This window comes from Brevundimonas sp. TWP2-1 (assembly GCF_049897645.1).
Lineage (GTDB): Bacteria > Pseudomonadota > Alphaproteobacteria > Caulobacterales > Caulobacteraceae > Brevundimonas.
Genome location: NZ_JAFCWR010000002.1, coordinates 718,797 through 736,283, shown reverse-complemented (window position 1 = coordinate 736,283; position 17,487 = coordinate 718,797). Strand labels below are relative to the sequence as shown.

Sequence of the window (17,487 nt, the reverse complement as noted above, 5' to 3'; positions counted from 1 at the left end):
TCGGGCGGCGCGGGGGACATAGGCGATGACGACGGAACCTCAGGCGGCCCAACCTGATCGCGGCCATCTGCTGCGCGTGCTGGGCGTGACGTTCGGCGTCGCCGTCGTGGTCGGCGGCGTCATCGGGCAGGGGATTCTGCGCACGCCGGGGGTGGTCGCCGAAGGGGTGCAGAACCCCACGGTCATCATCGCTCTGTGGTGCGTCGCCGGCCTGGTCGCCTGTATCGACGCCATGTCGACGGTCGAACTGGCCGCCTCGATCCGCAAGACGGGCGGTCCCTATATCTTCGCCCGGCGCGCCTTCGGGTCTGTGACGGGGCTGGCTGTCGGCGTCTGCGACTGGCTCGGCAACATGGGCGGCATCGCCTTCATCGCCGTGGTCTTCGGCGAGTATCTGCACCGACTGGGCATCGCCACGACTGTCCCTATCGGCATCCTCGCCCTGCTGATCGTCGTCGCGGTGGGTAGCGTCCAATGGCTGGGCACCAAGGTCGGCGGCCGGTCGCAGGAGATCGGCAGCGCGATCAAGGCCGCCCTGTTCACCGTGCTGATCATCGGCCTGTTCCTGGCGCCCAGAGGCGCGCCCGTCGCCACCGAGATCGCGCCGGCGACGGCGGCGGCGCTGACGTTCGGCGGCATCGTCATGGCCTTGCGGGCCATTTCCGGCACCTACTACGGCTGGAACAGCGCCTCCTATTTCTGCGAGGAGGTCGTCGATCCGGGCCGGACCATCGCGCGTGCGACCTTCTCGGGCATCGCCGTGGTGACGGTGATCTATGTCCTGGCGAACCTGGTCTATCTGAACGTGCTGACGCCGGCCGAGATGGCGGGGTCGAATCTCGTTGCGGCGGATGCAGCCGGTCGGGTGTTCGGCGATGTGGCCGGCCCCATCGTCACGGCCATTTCGCTGGTGTCGCTGGTGACGATCATCAATGCGATGGTGATGGTGTTCCCGCGCGTCCTGTTCGCCATGGCGCGGGAATATCAGGTGTCCGCCCTGACCCGCGTCGCCACCAACGGCACGCCGCGCCTGGCGCTGATCGCGACGGTGCTGGCGGGCGGCCTTCTGGCGACCATCGGCGTCTATGAGACGCTGCTGACGTTCTCGACGTCCCTGCTGGCGCTGATGAGCGTGCTGGTGAACGCCGCCGTCATCGTCATGCGCGTCCGCGAGCCGAATCTGGAGCGGCCGTGGAAGATGCCGCTCTATCCGCTGCCGGCCATCGTCGCCCTCGTGATCAACACGACCCTGTTCGTGATCTTCGTGGTCGAGGATCCGCTGACGGCCGCGAAGGCGTTCGGAACGCTCGCGGTGCTGATTGGGGTCGCCTGGCTGGTGATCCGCTGCAAGCGCTCTGCGGCCTGATCGAAGGCTGTCCGTAAGCCCCCGTTAACCTTGAAGCCGCAAGGCTGCCGCAAAGGTCGGGGACGGTGAAGCCAAGACCGGCGCGCCAGCCGGCCATCCTCTCGCCGCCTCTCGGAGCGTCCCCCCATGCATCGTCGCCAAATGATCCTTTCCGGCCTGGCCACAGCCGCAGGCGCCTCGGCCGTCGGCGCCTGCGCCACGGCGCCGGCGCGCGATCCCAACTATCCGATCCGCTCGGACCAGAACGCCCAGGCCTACAGCTTCGACGAACTGGTCTCGGCCGGTTCGCGCGAGCTGGGCATCGCGGCCGAGGTCGTGGGCGGCGCCATCGAGCGCGTCTTCGCCGACCAGGGCGACCGCCCGACCGCCTATATCGCGGGCGAAGAGGGCTCCGGCGCCGTGGTCGTCGGCGCGCGTTACGGGCGCGGCGCCCTGCACATGAAGGACCTGTCGGCCTCGCAGGAGGTGTTCTGGCAGGGCGCGTCCGTGGGTTGGGACTGGGGCGGCAACGCCAGCCGGGTCTTCACCTTGGTCTATGGCCTGTACCACCCCGACATGATCTACCGCCGCTATCCAGGCGTCGAGGGTTCGGCCTATCTGGTCGCCGGCATGGGCGTGAACTATCAGCGCGCCGACGGCATCGTCCTGGCCCCCATCCGCACCGGCGTCGGCCTGCGCCTGGGCGCCAACGTCGGGACCATGAGCTACAGCCGTCAGCGGAATTTGCTGCCCTTTTAAGCGCGCTATGCTCGCGACGCGGTCGCTCGCGGCTTGAGCGCGCGACCGTTTCTCGGGGTTAGCTCACCAGTCGCAACGGCGGCGGCGCATCCAGCAGCGTCGCCAGCCCCTCGCGCCAGGTCGGGTAGGCGGGCCGCCAGCCCAGTTCGGCCTTGGCCAGGGCGTTCGAGACGCGTTTGGAATCCAGGTAGAAGCGCCGCATCGCCTCGCTGACGCTGTCGTCGGTCCAGTCGACCTGGGGCGGGCGGGGCAGGCGCATCCGGTCGGCGGCCCATTCCATCACCACATCGGCCGGCGACGGCTCGTCGTCGGTCAGATTGTAGGCCGCGCCCGGACGCGGCCGGGCCATCGAAGCGAACAGGCCCGAGACGATGTCGTCCACATGGATGCGGTTGAAGACCTGGCCGGGCTTACGCACCAGTTTCGCCGTGCCGTCCCGCAGCCGCTCGACCACGCTGCGCCCCGGCCCGTAGAAGCCGGGCAGGCGGAAGATCTGCACCGTCAGCCCCATGCCCTGCGCGCCGTCCAGCCAGTCGCGCTCGGCCCGCACGCGGCGCGCGCCCTCCAGATTGGCGGCGTTCAACGGCCCGTCCTCGAACACCCAGCCCCCGGCCCGGTCGCCATAGACGGAGGTGGAGGAGACATAGCCGATCCAGTCGGGCCAGGCGTCGCCCGCCAGCGGCCCAAGCGCGCGCAGGCCGGGGCAGCCGTGGGCGTCGGGCGCTGCGGTGATCAGGACGGCCGTCGCCGCCTCCAGCGCCGTCTTCAGCGCGGTCGTATCGGTCGGGTCGATGGCCGTGACGCTCTCGGCTGCCAAGGCGCGACGCCGTTCGGGATCGCGCGAGGTGGCGGTCGCCCGGCCGCCGCGCCGGATCGCCTCCAGCGCCGTCGCCCGTCCCAGATAGCCGCCGCCGAAGACCAGCAGGTTGAGCGAAGAGGGGGCGTCGGGCATCACGTTACTCAGGCCGTCAGAACTTTGGAAACCGGCGCGGCGGATGGTGGACGCGCCTCATTTTCCAGCGCCTCGGCCCGGCGTTGGTTCCAGGCGGACACGCACGGCACACGCGTCAGGTCGGCCCGGTCGGCGTAATGGCGGGCGATCTCCGTCACCTCGTCCATCAGGCCCTGGGCCAGGGTGATGGGCTTCAGCCCCAGGTCGCGGAACTGATCGTTGGCGACGATCAGGTCGTTCTCGTCGGCCTCCTGGCGCGGATTGGCGACGTTCTGGATCACGGCGCCGGTCTTGTCGGCGATCATGGCGGCCAGGTCGCGCACCCGGCGGCTCTCGGTCATCTGGTTCAGGATCTTGACCCGGTCGCCGCGCTTGGGCGGGTTCTTCAGCGCCAGCTCGACGCAGCGCACCGTGTCCTGGATATGGATGAAGGCCCGCGTCTGGCCGCCCGATCCGTGGACCGTCAGCGGATAGCCCACCGCCGCCTGCATCAGGAATCGGTTCAGTACCGTGCCATAGTCGCCGTCATAGTCGAACCGGTTGATCAGCCGCTCGTCCATCTTGGTCTCGACCGTCTGCGTCCCCCAGACGATGCCCTGGTGCAGGTCGGTGATGCGCAGGTTGTCGTTGCGGGCATAGAACTGAAACAGCAGGGCGTCCTGCGTCTTGGTCATGTGATAGATGCTGCCCGGATTGGGCGGGAACAGGATTTCCTGTTCCGCCGGGCCGTGATCGGTGTCCACCGTCACCTTCAGATAGCCCTCGGGGATGCGCAGGCCCGCGGTGCCGTAGCCATAGACCCCCATGGTGCCCAGGTGGGCCAAATGCACGTCCAGCCCGCTCTCGACGATGGCGGCCAGCAGGTGGTTGGTGGCGTTGATGTTGTTGTCGACGGTGTACAGCTTGTGCCGCGCCGACTTCATCGAATAGGGAGCAGCCCGCTGTTCGGCGAAGTGCACGACGCTGTCGGGGGCATAGTCGCGGATCAGGGCGACCAGACGGTCGAACTCCTTGCCCACCGTCATGTTGACGAAGCCGATGTCGCGGCCGGACACGTCCTTCCACGCCTTGATCCGCTCGCCCATTGTGCGGATCGGCGTCAGGGACTGGACCTCCAGCTCGTTGTCGATGTTGCGACGGCTCAGGTTGTCGACGACGGTCACGTCCCACCCAGCGGCCGACAGATGCAGGGCCGTGGGCCAGCCGCAGAAACCGTCGCCGCCCAGAACCAGAACACGCATGGGATAGCCTCGTCGTCGTCTCAAAGGTCATGCCTAGCCCAGCACAGGGCCGTGGCAAAGCGGGGCTGTTAGGCCCTTGGTGCGACGCTTTGACGAAAACCCTTGGAAAGGCGGCGCGCACGGGTTAAGTCTCGCTAGTCTCCCACTCAAACGCAGCTTTACGGGCCTCTATCCGGCTGTTTGCGCTTGAGCCGATCATGACGGTCGGTCCCGAAAGGACCGGCGCACCATGCGGGCGGCAAGGCCTTCCGACAGTTCGACAATCGGGGATCGGCCCCGATCGAAACGGAACCACGAAACGGACGGAACCGGCCGCTGGCCTGGGCTCCATCCCTGCACACGGTAGCGCGAATGAGAGATTTCAAGGGCATGAAGCGTCAGCGCGGACGCAATCGGAACAAGGCGGGCGCGTCAAACGCCAACAGCGCCAATCCGAATCGTTCTTGGGACTCGCAAGGCCCCGAAAACATCAAGGTCCGGGGCAACGCCCAGACCGTCTATGAGCGCTATCAGCAGCTCGCCCGCGACGCCTCGTCCGGCGGCGACCGGGTGCTGGCTGAAAACTATCAGCAGCACGCCGAACACTATTACCGCGTCCTGCGCGCGCTTCAGCCGCAGCGGTCCTTCTCGGACATCGCCGCGCGCGAACAGTCGAACCAGGGCTTCGACATCGATTTCGAGGATGAATCCGGCGCCCAGGCCGCCGCCTTCGTCGCCGCTCAACAGGCCGCCGACCGCCAGGCGCAGGAAGCGTCCGACCGCACCGAGCAGAACCAGAACCGCGATCAAAATCGTGACCGCGACTACAACCGTGATCGCGATCAGACGCAGAACCGTGATCGGGACCGTGACCAGAATCGCGACCGTGACCGCGACCAAAATCGTGACCGCGATCAAAACCGCGATCAAAACCGCGACCCGGCCCAGAACCGCGACGCCCAACCGCCTCGCGAACCGCGTGAACCGCGTGAACCCCGCGAGCCGCGTGAGGGCGATGAAGTCCGCGCCGAGGGCGAGGGCGGTCGCCGCGAGAGCCGTCGCGAACGCTGGGAGCGTCGCCGAGAGGAACGCAACCGTCGCTTCGACAATCAGGAGGGCGCGGAAGACGGCGCCCCCGTCCACGCCGACGCCTCCGACGCCGAGACCGTCAGCGAGGCCCCGGCCGTCGAGACCCCCGTCGTCGAGAGCAAGGTCGAAACCCCTGCCGCCGAGGATCGTCCCGCCCGCCGCCCGCGCCGCACCGCCGCCGCCATCGCTGCGGACGAGGGCGACGCTCCGACCGCCCTGCCGGGCTTCCTGACCCGCGCCCCCGCCTCGGCAGCCCCCGCGTCGGCCCCGGAAGTCGAAGGCGAGGCGGCCCCGCGTCGTCGCGCCCCGCGTCGCAAGCCGGAAACGGCTGCGGCTTCGGAAGACTGAAACAACTTACGCGAGCGTGTTTACCTGAATGCAACTCCTGCGCGCCATTCTGGCGCGTAGGAGGGCGTCATGGATATCGTCTTGCTCGTCTTGTCCCTGGCCTTGGCCGGGACCTGCGCCGGAATATGGCTCTGGCTTCAGGCGCATGCGGTCGCGTTGCGTCTGCGCCGTGAGAACGACCGGCTCGAAACCCGCATCGTCCAACAGACCCAGATCCTGCGTCGCGCCCTGACGACCGCCGAGGCGCAGGTCGAGCGCCTGACCGCCGAGGACCGCACCAAGGGCGAGGTGATGCAGGCCCTGGGGCGCGAACTGCGCACCCCCCTGACCACCGTCATGGGCTTTTCCCAACTGTTGCGCGTCAACGCCGAGGCCGACCCCCTGACCGCACGCCAGTCCCAGGCCGTGCGCCAGATCGAGGCGGCGAGCGCAGTGCTGCTGGCCTTGATCGAAGAGGCGGACGCCTTCGTGGCCTGCGGCGACGCCGGCGCCTCGCCCTCCATCCACCGCGTCGACATGCGCCTGGCCCTGCGCCAGGTCTGCGACGGGATCGAACCGCAGGCGCGCGAGGCGGGCGTTGCGCTGGCCTGTCCGCCGCCCGCGTCGGGCCTGTGCGTCATGGCCGACCCCGGCCAGGTCTGTCGCATCCTGCGCCGTCTGGCCGAGAACGCCGTGCGCCATTCGCCGGCTGGCGGGACCGTCCGCATGGAGATGAGGCGCGACGACGCGCAGGTCATCGTCGCCGTCCATGACGCCGGCGCGGCCCCGACGGGCCAAGGGTCCGACCGCCTGTTCCACCCCTTGGACGGTCAGGATGCGCGCGGCGGCACCGCCCTGGGCGTCGCCTCGGTCCAGCGGCTGGCCGAGCGGATGGGCGGCGCCCTCACCCAGCAGCGCGAGCCTTGGGGCGGGACGATCTTCTCGCTCAGCCTGCCCACCGCGGGCGTCATGGGCGCCGCGACGCCGAAACAGGCGGTGGTGCTCTATGTCGAGGACAACCCCGCCAACATCGCCCTGATGCGACAGGCCGCGATCGGACTGGGTCTGACGCTGCACGCCGCGACGACGGGGCCGGAGGGGCTGGAGCTGGCCCGCGCGCTTCAGCCCGACGTGATCCTGCTCGACATCGGCCTGCCGGATATGGACGGCTATGAGGTCAAGGCGCGGCTGGACGCCGATCCAATGACGCGCCACGTGCCGGTCCTGGCCCTGACCGCCGCCGTCTCGCCCCAGGACCGCACGCGCGGCGCCGCCGCCGGCTTCGACGCCTATATGGCCAAGCCGCTGGACCTGACCGCCCTGGCGGCCGCGCTGAACGACGTGCTGGGGGAAGCGTCCGCCTCCGCCGGCCTTGACGCCGACCGGCGCCAGAGGGCCTAAGAGGGCCACTTCGCCCGCAAGGTCGCCCCCAAGGGAAGCGTTGATGCGTCAGTTCGCCCGGTTCGTTTCGTCCCGTCTGTTGATCCGCCGTCTGGCCTCTCTGGCCGCCCTCTGCGCCGTCGCCGCCTGCGCCGCGACCCCGCCGCCCCCGCCTCTGCCGCCCAGCACGGCGTCGGGCGCCGCCGCGCTGATGGACTGGCGCGGCGTCATCACCTCGGCCGATCGCGACCGTTATCGCCGCGTCGACGCCGCCTGGACCCTGGCCCTGCAGCAGGCGAAGCGTCAGCCCGGCTCGGGCGACCTGAACGGCCTGGGCGACCTGATTTCGCCCAAGGCCGCCCGTCCCGGCGTTACGCCGCCGCCCGGCGACTATCGCTGCCGCACCGTCAAACTGGGCTCCCAGGGCGGCGAGGACGGCCTGGGCTATGTCGTCTATGGCTGGTTCGCCTGCCGCATCGAACAGACGCCGCGCGGGCTGAAGTTCTCCAAACTGACCGGCTCCCAGCGCCCCTCGGGCCTGTTCTTCCCCGAAGACGACCGCCACATGGTCCTGCTCGGCTCCATGGCTTTGGCCCAGGAAACCGCCGCCAACTCCTACGGTCGCAACGCCGACCGCGATCTGGTCGCCGTGCTGGAACGCATCGGCGAGGCCCGCTGGCGCCTGGTCCTGCCCTGGCCGCAGTACGAGTCCAACCTCGACCTGATTGAACTGATCCCGGCGTCGTGAAGCTGAGCGTGCCCAGAGGGGGCGCCATGCGTCTGCCTTCGGAAAGATCGCGATCTGATGATCCGCCAGCGTCCATGTGACACTGTAACCCTGAAACGGGTTGGCACGGGCGCGCAGGCGGGGTTAGGTCTGGGGTTCGGGTTTTGTGGGGACTTCAGACGATGATGATGCGTGTTCGTGGCGCCGGCCTTGTGCTGGCGACGGTGTTGATGAGCGGCGTGGCCGGTGCGGCCTTGGCTCAAAGCTCGGGCGCCCAGACGGCGGCCCCGGCGGTTTCGGTCTATCAGCAGCCGCCTTCGCCCATCGCGGACATTCTGGACGCCAAGCCGACGCCGGCGCCGATGCTGAGCCCGGATCGTCGGACGCTGGTGCTGCTGGATCGGTCGAACCTGCCCAGCATCAAGGCCCTGGCCGAGCCGATGCTGCGGCTGGCGGGGGCGCGGATCAATCCGCGCAACAACGGCCTGGCGGAGAGCCGGGTGTCGTGGCTGACGGGGCTTAGCTTGCAAGCCGTGGATGGCGGGCAGGCGCGGGTCGTGGCCCTGCCGGCAGAGGCGCGGTTTACGGCGGCGCGGTTCTCGCCCGATGCGAAATCTCTGGCCTTCGTGCTGGACCGGCCGACGGGGCTGGAGCTGTGGGTCGTGGATGTGGCCTCGGCGCGGGCGCGCAAGCTGACCGAGCCGGTGGTCAATATGACGGGCGGGTCCGGTTATGAATGGCTGCCCGACAGTTCGGGCCTGCTGGTCGAGGCGGTGCCGGCCGGACGGGGGCCTGCGCCCGACGTGACGGCGGCGCCGACGGGGCCGAACATCGAGGAGACGGCCGGGCGGGTGGCGCCGGTGCGGACCTATCAGGACCTGCTGTCCAACCCCGGCGACGAGGCCCTGTTCGATCATTATTTCACCTCGCAGCTGACCCTGGTTCCGCTGAACGGCCGTGCACGGACGATTGGCGCGCCGGCGGTCTATCTGGACAGCGCCGTGTCGCCGGACGGCAAATATCTGCTGCACGAGATCGCCAAGCGGCCCTATTCCTATGTGGTGCCGGACGACCTGTTCCCGACCGAGATCGTGGTGACCGATATGAACGGGCGGGTGGTGCGGACCATCGCCGATCTGCCGTTGCGCGACGACGTGCCGACCGCCTTCGACGCCGTGGCGCCGGGGCCGCGTTCGGTGGGATGGCGGGCCGATGCGCCGGCGACCCTGACCTGGGTCGAGGCGCTGGACGGCGGCGACATCAAGCGCGAGGCCGAGTTCAGGGACCGGGTCTTCATGCAGGCGGCGCCGTTCACGGACGCGCCGGTCAAGCTGATCGATCTGAAGGAGCGGTTCGGCGGGATCGTGTGGGGTCGCGACGACCTGGCCATCGTCAACAGCCGCTGGTTCAACACCCGGCACGAGACGCGGTTCGTGGTCGATCCGTCCAACCCCGGCGAGGGACGTGTGCTGCTGGAGCGGAACTATCAGGCCCGCTACGACAATCCGGGCCAGCCGGTGACCCAGCCGAATGCGGCGGGCCGGCCGGTGATCCGCTTCGATCCTCAGGGGCGGATACTGATGTCGGGCGCCGGGGCGACGCCGCAGGGCGAGTTCCCCTTCCTGGCCGCCATGGACCCGGCGACGGGGCGCAGCGAGCGCCTGTGGACCTCGGCCGACACGGATTACGAGGCGGTGGTCGGCTTCCTGGATGCGGACGGCAAGCGGGTGGTGACGCAGCGCGAGACGCGGCTGGATCCGCCGAACCTGCAGATCCGCGACCTGACGACGGGACAGACCACGCAACTGACCCAGTTCCCCGATCCGGCGCCACAGCTGGCCGGGGCGACGCGCCAGCTGGTGACCTATGAGCGGGCCGACGGGGTCAAGCTGTCGGGGACCCTGTATCTGCCGGCGGGTTACGACAAGGATCGCGACGGGCCCCTGCCCATGCTGATGTGGGCCTATCCGGCCGAGTTCACCGATGCGGCGGTGGCGGGCCAGACGGTGGATGTGCAGAACCGGTTCGTGCGGCCGGGCGGGTCCAGCCACCTGTTCCTGCTGACGCAAGGTTACGCCATCTTCGACAACCCCTCCATGCCCATCATCGGCAAGGACGGGGCCGAGCCGAACGACACCTATGTCGAACAACTGGTCGCCGACGCGAAAGCCGCGGTGGATGCGGTGGTCGGCATGGGGGTGGCGGATCGCGACCGGATCGCCGTCGGGGGCCACAGCTACGGCGCCTTCATGACCGCCAACCTGCTGGCGCACAGCGACCTGTTCCGCACCGGCATCGCGCGGTCCGGCGCCTATAACCGCACCCTGACGCCGTTCGGCTTCCAGGCCGAGCAGCGCAACTATTGGGAGGCGACCGAGGTCTATACCGAGATGTCGCCCTTCACCTATGCCAACAAGCTGAACGAGCCGATCCTGCTGATCCACGGCGAGGCGGACGACAATTCGGGCACCTTCCCGGTCCAGTCCGAGCGCTTCTATGCGGCGCTGAAGGGGCTGGGGGCGACGGCACGTTACGTCACCCTGCCGCTCGAAGCTCACGGCTATCGCGCACGGGAATCGGTGGGCCATACTCTGTGGGAGATGACCCGCTGGATGGACCAGTATGTGAAGAACGCGCCGCCGAAACCGGCGGAGTGAGCACGGGGCTGGTGGTCAGGGCCGCACCACCAGCCGCACCACCTCGCCGGCGTGGAGGCGGTCGAAGCCGGCGTTGATGTCGTCCAGGGGGATGACGCCGCTCATCAGCCGGTCCACCGGCAGGCGGCCCTGGCGGTAGAGGGCGACGTAGCGGGGGATGTCGCGGCTGGGGACGCAGGTCCCGATGTAGGAGCCCTTCAGCGTGCGCTCCTCGCCGACCAGGGAGACGACGTTGACGGCAAGGGCCGCGTCGGCGGGCGGCAGGCCGGCGGTGACGGTGGTTCCGCCGCGTTTGGTCATCCTCCAGGCGGTGTCGAGGGCGCGGGCCGAGCCGGCCATTTCGAAGGCGAAGTCGGCGCCGCCGTTCGTCAGGGCGCGGACCTGATCGACCGCATCGGGATCGGCGCCGTTGACGGTCTGGACCGGACCCAGGGTGCGGGCCAGGGCCAGCTTGTCCTCGGACAGATCCACGGCGACGACGGGAGAGGCTCCGCTGGCCAGGGCGCCGAGGACGCTAGACAGGCCGACGCCGCCCAGGCCGATGACCACGACGCTCTGGCCCGCCTTCACCGCAGCGGTGTTCACCACGGCGCCGACGCCGGTCAGGACGGCGCAGCCGAACAGGGCCGCCTCCTCGAACGACAGGGCGGGGTCGATCTTCACCAGCGAGCGGCGCGAGACGACGGCGTGGGCGGCGAAGGCGGAACAGCCGAGGTGGTGGTTGACCGGTTTGCCCTCGCGGAAGATGCGGCGGGCGCCGGACAGCAACTCGCCCTTGCCGTTGGCGGCGGCGCCCGGCTCGCACAAGGCGGGGCGGCCGCCGGCGCAGGGATCGCAATGGCCGCACGAGGGCATGAAGACCATGACGACGTGGTCCCCGACGGCCAGATCCGTGACGCCCTCCCCCATGGCCTCGACCACGCCTGCGGCTTCGTGACCCAGGGCCATGGGCAGAGGGCGGGGGCGGTCGCCGTTGATGACGCTGAGATCCGAATGGCACAGGCCTGCCGCCTTGATCGCGACCAGGACTTCGCCGGGACCGGGCGGGTCCAGCGTCACGGCATCGACGGAGAGGGGGCGGCTGTCGGCGTAAGGGGGCGCGGCGCCCATGCGGGACAGGATGGCGGCGCGGGTCGGGATGCTCATGCTCTTGTCCTCATGTCCGAAAAGACCAGCGCGTTCGTGATCAGGCTTTTACCGATAGGCGCTTGACGCAACGTCGTCCAAGCTAGAGCGTCGTGATCGAGAGCGACGGTTCGCGTCGCCGAGGGAGATGACGATGCCGAAACGAGACGAGGGCGCCCTGGCCCACCGCGCGACCTACAAGGCCTTTCACATGGTCTCGACGCGCTGGGCCGACAACGACCAGTACGGGCACATCAACAACGCCAAATTCTACGAGTTCGTGGACTCGGCGGTGAACGCCCATCTGCTGATCGCCGACGCCCTGACGGAATCCATCGGCCTGGTGGTGGATTCCGGCTGCCGCTACACCTCGTCGCTGAAGTTCCCCGACGTGATCGAGGTCGGGATCAAGGTCGACAAGATCGGCACCTCCAGCGTCACCTACGGCTTTGCGGTCTTCAAGCGCAGCGCCGACGTCCCCGCCGCCATCGGCCATTTCGTCCACGTCTATGTCGACGCCGAAACCCGCCGACCCAAGCCGCTGCCGGCCAAACTGAAGGCCGTGGTGGAGAACCTGCGGGCGGGGTGAGGGGCTAAGAACCGCCGGCGATTGCGGACAGATCCTTTGACCGGTCTATCGGCGTCTGCTCGGCCTTTCGCTCGGAGTAGCGGTCCACAAGCTGCGCGGCGTGAGGCCGGGTCAGGACTGTGAACCGCACCAGTTCCTCCATCACATCGACGATCCGGTCGTAGTAGGCCGACGGCTTCATGCGGCCTGCGTCGTCGAACTCCGTGAAGGCCTTGGCGACGCTGGACTGGTTGGGGATGGTGATCATCCGCATCCAGCGGCCGAGCAGGCGCAGGGTGTTGACCGCGTTGAAGCTCTGCGAGCCGCCCGAGACCTGCATGACCGCCAGGGTGCGCCCTTGCGTCGGGCGCATGCCGCCCATGTTGAGCGGCAGGTGGTCGATCTGCAGCTTCATGATCGCCGAAATCTGGCCGTGGCGTTCCGGGCTGCACCAGACCATGCCTTCTGACCACATGGCTTGCTCGCGCAGTTCGTGGACGGCCGGATGGTCGTCGCCGGCCACCTGATCGGTCAGCGGCAGGTCGGACGGATCGAAGATGCGGGTCTCGCACCCCATGAGCTGCAACAGCCGCGCCGCCTCCTCGACGCACAGGCGCGAGAAGGACCGCTCACGCAGGGAGCCGTAGAGCAGCAGGATGCGCGGCGCGGGATCGCCCGGACCCAGGCCTTGCGCGGGCGTAGTCGAGAGATAGGCCGGATCGAGGGCCGGCAGATGGTCGGGATCGGGCAGGGCGCGAATGCGGCTCATCCGGCCACGCGGCGCCCGTCGGCGTCGACCACGACCTCGCCGTCCTCCTTGGCGAAGGGCTTCAGCCCCTCCTGGGGCAGCAGGTCCAGCACCGCCTCGGACGGGCGGCACAGTTTCACACCCAAAGGCGTGACGACGATGGGGCGGTTCATCAGGATCGGATGCGCCTCTATGGCGTCCAGCAGCTGGTCGTCCGACAGGGCGGCGTCCTCCAGGCCGAGGTCGGCATAGGGCGTGCCCTTTTCGCGCAGGATGTCGCGCACCGATCCGCCCATCCGTTCGACCAGTTGCGCCACCAGCGCCCGGCTGGGCGGGGTCTTCAGATAGTCGATGACGTGCGGCTCGATCCCGACATGGCGGATCAGCGCCAAGGTGTTGCGCGACGTCCCGCAGGCGGGATTGTGATAGATGACGACGTCCATTGGGGCCTCAGTCGCAGCAGGGGGCCAGTTCGGCCAGCAGGGGTTTGCAAAGCTCGGCGCGGCCCTGGCAGCAGTCCTTGAGCAGGAACAGGACGACCTCGCGCAGCCGATCCAAATCGGCGCGATAGATGATCGAGCGGCTGCGCCTCTGCGCCGTGATCAGCCCGGCGCGGGACAGCACGCCCAGATGCGCCGACATCGTATTGGTCGGGACGGCGAGCCGGTCGGCGATCTCTCCGGCAGGCAGGCCGTCCGGCTCGTGGCGGACCAGCAGCCGAACGGCGTCCAGCCGTGTGGGCTGCGCCAGGGCGGCGAGCGCGAGAATGGCGGGTTCGGATTCCATTATTCCAAGATACTGGAAATATCGACGAGTGCAAGCTAGAGGGGTTTCTGCGGTCGTTGGTCGGCCGCCACGGAGCCGCCCCATGATCGTCGCCCTTCTGATCTTCGCGGTCACCATCACCCTGGTGATCTGGCAGCCGAAGGGCCTGCAGATCGGCTGGAGCGCGATGGGGGGCGCGGCGGTTGCGCTGTTGCTGGGCGTCGTCACCCTGAACGACATTCCCGTGGTCTGGGGCATCGTCTGGAATGCGACGGCGACCTTCATCGCCATCATCGTCATCAGCCTGTTGCTGGACGAGGCCGGCTTCTTCGAATGGGCCGCGCTGCATGTCGGTCGCTGGGGCGGCGGCTATGGGCGCAGGCTGTTCGTCCTGTTCGTCCTGCTGGGGGCGGCGGTGTCGGCCCTTTTCGCCAATGATGGGGCGGCGCTGATCCTGACGCCCATCGTCATCGCCATGCTGCTGGCGCTCGGCTACGGCCCAAAAGCGACCCTGGCCTTCGTCATGGCGGCAGGCTTCATCGCCGACGCCGCCAGCCTGCCGCTGGTGGTGTCCAACCTGGTCAATATCGTCTCGGCCGACTTCTTCGACATCGGCTTCGACCGCTATGCGGCGGTCATGATCCCGGTGGACCTGGCGGCCATCGCCGCGACGCTCGTCGTCCTGTTCATCGTCTTCGGGCGCGACATCCCCAGGGCCTATGACATCGACCGGCTCGCCCTTCCGGCGACGGCGATCAAGGACCGCGCGACCTTCGTCGCGGGGTGGATCGTGCTGGCTCTTCTGTTGGTCGGCTTCTTCGTGCTGGAGCCCAGGGGCGTCCCGGTCTCCGCCGTCGCGGCAGCGGGCGCGGCCATCCTTCTTGTGGTCGCCGGCCGGGGTGCGGTGATCAGCACGACCAGGGTGTTGCGCGAGGCGCCCTGGCAGATCGTGATCTTCTCCCTGGGCATGTATCTGGTGGTCTATGGGCTGGGGAACGCCGGCCTCACCCGCCATGTCGCAGGGCTGCTGGACCGGTTCGCGCAAGGCGGCGTCTGGGGCGCGGCCTTCGGGACAGGGTTCCTGACCGCCTTCCTGTCGTCCATCGCCAACAACATGCCGACCGTCCTGATCGGCGCCTTGTCCATCGACGCCTCGTCGGCGACGGGCGCGGTCAAGGAGGCGATGATCTACGCCAATGTCATCGGCAGCGACCTGGGCCCCAAGATGACGCCGATCGGATCGCTGGCCACCTTGCTGTGGCTGCACGTCCTGGCGAAGAAGGGCGTGCAGATTGGCTGGGGCTACTATTTCAGGGTCGGGGTGGTCATGACCTTGCCCGTACTCGCCGTGACCTTGGCGGCTTTGGCCCTAAGACTGACCGTCTGACTGCGGCGACCGGTCTCCCCGGCCGTCAGTCGTCCAGGCGGCCGATCAGGAACAGGGCGCCGACGGCGGTCAGGGCGCCTAGGGTGAAGGCGGTGGCGATGGCGCCGGTGGCGACGGCGGTCGAGACGGTCACGGGGCGGGTCTCGTACCATTCGACGATGTCGGCCTCGTGCAGGTCTTCGTCCATGTAGCCTTGGGCTTCGTAGATGGTGTCGTCTGCGGTCATGGCTGCGCTCCGTCTGTCTGCGGGGGATCAATACGCGCAAACGGTCGAGGTTCCACCCCTGTCACCCATCGTGACAGGATGACACTGTTGGTTTAGGACCGCCCGCTCAGGTTCCAGAACGCACGAAGACGATCCCATGGCCGGCCACTCGAAATTCAAGAACATCATGCACCGCAAGGGGCGCGCCGATGCGCAGCGTTCCAAGCTGTTCTCCAAACTGTCGCGCGACATCACCGTGGCGGCCAAGAACGGCATGCCCGATCCGGCGCTGAACCCGCGCCTGCGTCTGGCGGTCAACAACGCCAAGGCCGAGAGCCTGCCCAAGGACGTGATCACCCGCGCCATCAACAAGGCCTCGGGCGGCGACGTCGATACGATGGAAGAGGTCCGCTACGAGGGCCGGGGTCCGGGCGGCGTGGGCATCATCGTCGAGGCTCTGACCGACAACCGCAACCGTGCTGCGTCGAACATCGGCGCGGCGTTCAAGAAGAACGGCGGCGCGTTGAGCGAGATGAACTCGGTCGCCTTCATGTGGGACAAGGTCGGCAAGATCACCTATGCCGCCGAGGCCGGTTCGGAAGACGCCGTGATGGAGGCCGCCATCGAGGCCGGCGCCCAGGACGTCGAGAGCGACCTGGTCAAGCCCGACATCTACGAAGACGCGCCGGGCCACACGATCTGGACCGCCTTCGAGGACCTGAACGAGGTCGCCGAGGCCATGTCCAAGGTGCTGGGCGATCCGAAATCGACGGCCATCGTCTGGAAGCCGCAGTCGGAAGTGCCGGTCACCGGCGACGCGGTCGGGACGCTGTTCAAGCTGCTGGACGCGCTGGACGCCGAGGACGACGTGTCGGCGGTCTATTCCAACGAGGATGTCTCGGACGAGGACGCGGCCAAGTACGCGGGCTGATTTCCGGCGCCCTCGCGTCGAAACGGCGTTCGCGCTAAACTGTCGTCATGAACAGCGCCGCCGTCATTGCCGTCCTGCGCGAGCACGAGGGCGAACTGCGTCGTCAGGGCGTCACGCATGCCGCCCTGTTCGGATCGGTCGCACGTGGCGATGCAGGCCCTGACAGCGATCTGGACATCATGGTCCAGATCGACCCGGCGGCGGACGTGAACCTCTACGACTACGTCGGCATCACCCAGTTCATCGGCGACCTGTTCGCGGGCCGCGCAGACGTGTCGGATCGCGAGATGCTGATCGAACCCGTCCGCCGTGAGGCGGAGCGCGAGGCGATCTTTGCTTTCTGAGCCGGATCGCAGGGAGAGGCTCGCCTGGCGGGCCATTCTGGACAACTGCCTTTTGGCGCAGAGCTTCTGCGCGACCCTGTCGGCCGCCGAGTTCGCGGCGGATCGCAAGACCTTCTATGCGGTCACGCGATGTCTGGAGATCGTGTCGGAAGCGGCTCGGCGTCTTCGTGGCGCCCAGCAGGCCGATCATCCGTCGATCCGATGGCGGCAGATCGAGGATTCCGGCAATGTCTTTCGCCACGTCTATCAGAACGTCGCGGAAAGCCGCGTCTGGGCCATCGTGCATGGTGAACTGAACGATCTGATCGCCGCAGCCAATGCGGTCCTGGGCGACGAGCCGCTGCGAGACCATCACCCGAAATAGGGCGCGAGTCGTTCGCACGGAACCCGGCGGCGGCGAAGGCGTAACGAGGCTTCACCGTTACGCCTGGAGCGCCCCATGGACATCACCCAGCTGATCCTCGACGACCACGCCGAACAGCGTCGGCTGTTCGCGATCATCGAACAGATCGACCCCAAGGACGTGGATGCGCTGAGCGCCGTGTGGCTGAGGCTGTCGGCGTTTCTGGACGTGCACGCCGAGGCCGAGGAGCGGTTCTTCTATCCCGAGCTGCTGAAACAGGGCGAGGGCGCCAACGACGCCGAGGACGGCACGGTCGAAGGCGAGACCGAAGACGCCATCGAGGATCACAACAAGCTGCGCGATGCGGTCAAGGCGGTCGAGCAGCACGAGGTGGGAACCAAGGCCTGGTTCGACGCCGTGGGCGAGGCGAACGTGGTCAACTCCAAGCACATGGGCGAGGAGGAGCGGCAGGGGTTGACCGACTTCCGCATGAATGCGGACATCGAGACGCGCCATGCGCTGGCGGTCAGGTTCGCCGCCTTCGAGGCCGAGCACATCACCGGGGTCAAGCCGGTGAACAAGGACCCGGAAGCCTATATCGAAAAACACGGCTGA

19 protein-coding genes are annotated in these 17,487 nt (G+C 68.2%); 12 read left to right on the top strand and 7 right to left on the bottom strand.

The genetic code is table 11. The features are described from left to right. Positions 1 to 25: 25 nt before the first annotated feature. Together ACP7BH_RS13925 and ACP7BH_RS13920 are read left to right on the top strand one after the other, a co-directional pair. Entirely contained in the window at positions 26 to 1,366 is a 1,341-nt protein-coding gene (locus tag ACP7BH_RS13925; RefSeq protein ID WP_425986150.1) for an APC family permease, read from the top strand. Between the two features lie 126 nt (positions 1,367 to 1,492). Beyond that, the gene (locus ACP7BH_RS13920; RefSeq protein ID WP_409718860.1) at positions 1,493 to 2,104 is read left to right on the top strand and encodes a DUF1134 domain-containing protein; all 612 of its coding nucleotides are present in this window, start codon (positions 1,493 to 1,495) and stop codon (positions 2,102 to 2,104) included. 58 nt (positions 2,105 to 2,162) lie between these two features. Here ACP7BH_RS13920 and ACP7BH_RS13915 read toward each other — a convergent pair whose 3' ends face one another. Both ACP7BH_RS13915 and ACP7BH_RS13910 read right to left on the bottom strand, forming a co-directional pair. Further along, entirely contained in the window at positions 2,163 to 3,056 is an 894-nt protein-coding gene (locus ACP7BH_RS13915; protein WP_425986148.1) for an SDR family NAD(P)-dependent oxidoreductase, read from the bottom strand. 8 nt (positions 3,057 to 3,064) lie between these two features. Then, entirely contained in the window at positions 3,065 to 4,297 is a 1,233-nt protein-coding gene (locus tag ACP7BH_RS13910; RefSeq protein ID WP_425986147.1) for an NAD-dependent epimerase/dehydratase family protein, read from the bottom strand. Positions 4,298 to 4,648: 351 nt separating this feature from the next. Between ACP7BH_RS13910 and ACP7BH_RS13905 the strand changes: the two genes are divergently transcribed. The 4 genes from ACP7BH_RS13905 to ACP7BH_RS13890 all read left to right on the top strand — a co-directional run bounded on the left by ACP7BH_RS13905 (position 4,649) and on the right by ACP7BH_RS13890 (position 10,456). Beyond that, positions 4,649 to 5,713, top strand: coding sequence for a DUF4167 domain-containing protein (locus ACP7BH_RS13905; protein ID WP_425986144.1), 1,065 nt, complete (start codon positions 4,649 to 4,651; stop codon positions 5,711 to 5,713). Between the two features lie 69 nt (positions 5,714 to 5,782). Beyond that, positions 5,783 to 7,093, top strand: a complete 1,311-nt coding sequence (locus ACP7BH_RS13900; protein ID WP_425986142.1) for an ATP-binding response regulator — start codon at positions 5,783 to 5,785, stop codon at positions 7,091 to 7,093. A gap of 43 nt (positions 7,094 to 7,136) precedes the next feature. Further along, a complete protein-coding gene (locus ACP7BH_RS13895; RefSeq protein WP_425986140.1) occupies positions 7,137 to 7,820 on the top strand; it encodes a DUF4893 domain-containing protein in 684 nt (227 codons plus the stop codon). Positions 7,821 to 7,981: 161 nt separating this feature from the next. Next, positions 7,982 to 10,456: a prolyl oligopeptidase family serine peptidase gene (locus ACP7BH_RS13890; protein WP_425986138.1), complete on the top strand. Its 2,475-nt coding sequence runs from the start codon at positions 7,982 to 7,984 to the stop codon at positions 10,454 to 10,456. Between the two features lie 15 nt (positions 10,457 to 10,471). Here the strand turns inward: ACP7BH_RS13890 and ACP7BH_RS13885 are convergent, their stop codons facing one another. After that, a complete protein-coding gene (locus tag ACP7BH_RS13885) occupies positions 10,472 to 11,602 on the bottom strand; it encodes a zinc-dependent alcohol dehydrogenase family protein (RefSeq protein WP_425986136.1) in 1,131 nt (376 codons plus the stop codon). Between the two features lie 133 nt (positions 11,603 to 11,735). On the opposite strand from ACP7BH_RS13885, the gene ACP7BH_RS13880 reads away from it, so the two are divergent. Next, positions 11,736 to 12,170 (top strand): acyl-CoA thioesterase, encoded by a 435-nt coding sequence (locus tag ACP7BH_RS13880; RefSeq protein ID WP_425986134.1) that lies wholly within the window; start codon positions 11,736 to 11,738, stop codon positions 12,168 to 12,170. A gap of 4 nt (positions 12,171 to 12,174) precedes the next feature. Here the strand turns inward: ACP7BH_RS13880 and arsH are convergent, their stop codons facing one another. The 3 genes from arsH to ACP7BH_RS13865 are packed head-to-tail and all read right to left on the bottom strand — an operon-like array spanning position 12,175 to position 13,683. Beyond that, complete coding sequence (gene arsH / locus ACP7BH_RS13875) at positions 12,175 to 12,918, bottom strand: arsenical resistance protein ArsH (RefSeq protein WP_425986132.1); 744 nt, start codon at positions 12,916 to 12,918, stop codon at positions 12,175 to 12,177. Further along, positions 12,915 to 13,340 carry an arsenate reductase (glutaredoxin) gene (arsC, locus tag ACP7BH_RS13870; RefSeq protein WP_425986130.1) on the bottom strand — a complete coding sequence of 142 codons (426 nt, stop codon included), beginning with the start codon at positions 13,338 to 13,340 and terminating at the stop codon, positions 12,915 to 12,917. The genes arsH and arsC overlap by 4 nt, the downstream gene beginning before the upstream one ends. A gap of 7 nt (positions 13,341 to 13,347) precedes the next feature. Continuing rightward, on the bottom strand, positions 13,348 to 13,683 hold the full coding sequence (locus ACP7BH_RS13865; protein ID WP_425986128.1) for an ArsR/SmtB family transcription factor: 336 nt from the start codon (positions 13,681 to 13,683) through the stop codon (positions 13,348 to 13,350). Positions 13,684 to 13,765: 82 nt separating this feature from the next. On the opposite strand from ACP7BH_RS13865, the gene ACP7BH_RS13860 reads away from it, so the two are divergent. Next, positions 13,766 to 15,049: an arsenic transporter gene (locus ACP7BH_RS13860; protein ID WP_425986126.1), complete on the top strand. Its 1,284-nt coding sequence runs from the start codon at positions 13,766 to 13,768 to the stop codon at positions 15,047 to 15,049. A 25-nt stretch (positions 15,050 to 15,074) separates the two neighbouring features. Here ACP7BH_RS13860 and ACP7BH_RS13855 read toward each other — a convergent pair whose 3' ends face one another. Then, complete coding sequence (locus ACP7BH_RS13855; RefSeq protein WP_425986124.1) at positions 15,075 to 15,275, bottom strand: hypothetical protein; 201 nt, start codon at positions 15,273 to 15,275, stop codon at positions 15,075 to 15,077. Positions 15,276 to 15,411: 136 nt separating this feature from the next. Between ACP7BH_RS13855 and ACP7BH_RS13850 the strand changes: the two genes are divergently transcribed. From ACP7BH_RS13850 to ACP7BH_RS13835, 4 genes are all read left to right on the top strand, one after another. Continuing rightward, complete coding sequence (locus ACP7BH_RS13850) at positions 15,412 to 16,185, top strand: YebC/PmpR family DNA-binding transcriptional regulator (protein WP_346494241.1); 774 nt, start codon at positions 15,412 to 15,414, stop codon at positions 16,183 to 16,185. A gap of 47 nt (positions 16,186 to 16,232) precedes the next feature. Then, on the top strand, positions 16,233 to 16,529 hold the full coding sequence (locus ACP7BH_RS13845) for a nucleotidyltransferase family protein (RefSeq protein ID WP_425986122.1): 297 nt from the start codon (positions 16,233 to 16,235) through the stop codon (positions 16,527 to 16,529). After that, complete coding sequence (locus ACP7BH_RS13840) at positions 16,495 to 16,893, top strand: DUF86 domain-containing protein (protein ID WP_425986120.1); 399 nt, start codon at positions 16,495 to 16,497, stop codon at positions 16,891 to 16,893. Before ACP7BH_RS13845 ends, ACP7BH_RS13840 begins: the two co-directional genes overlap by 35 nt. Positions 16,894 to 16,968: 75 nt before the next feature. Further along, positions 16,969 to 17,487, top strand: a complete 519-nt coding sequence (locus ACP7BH_RS13835; RefSeq protein WP_425986118.1) for a hemerythrin domain-containing protein — start codon at positions 16,969 to 16,971, stop codon at positions 17,485 to 17,487.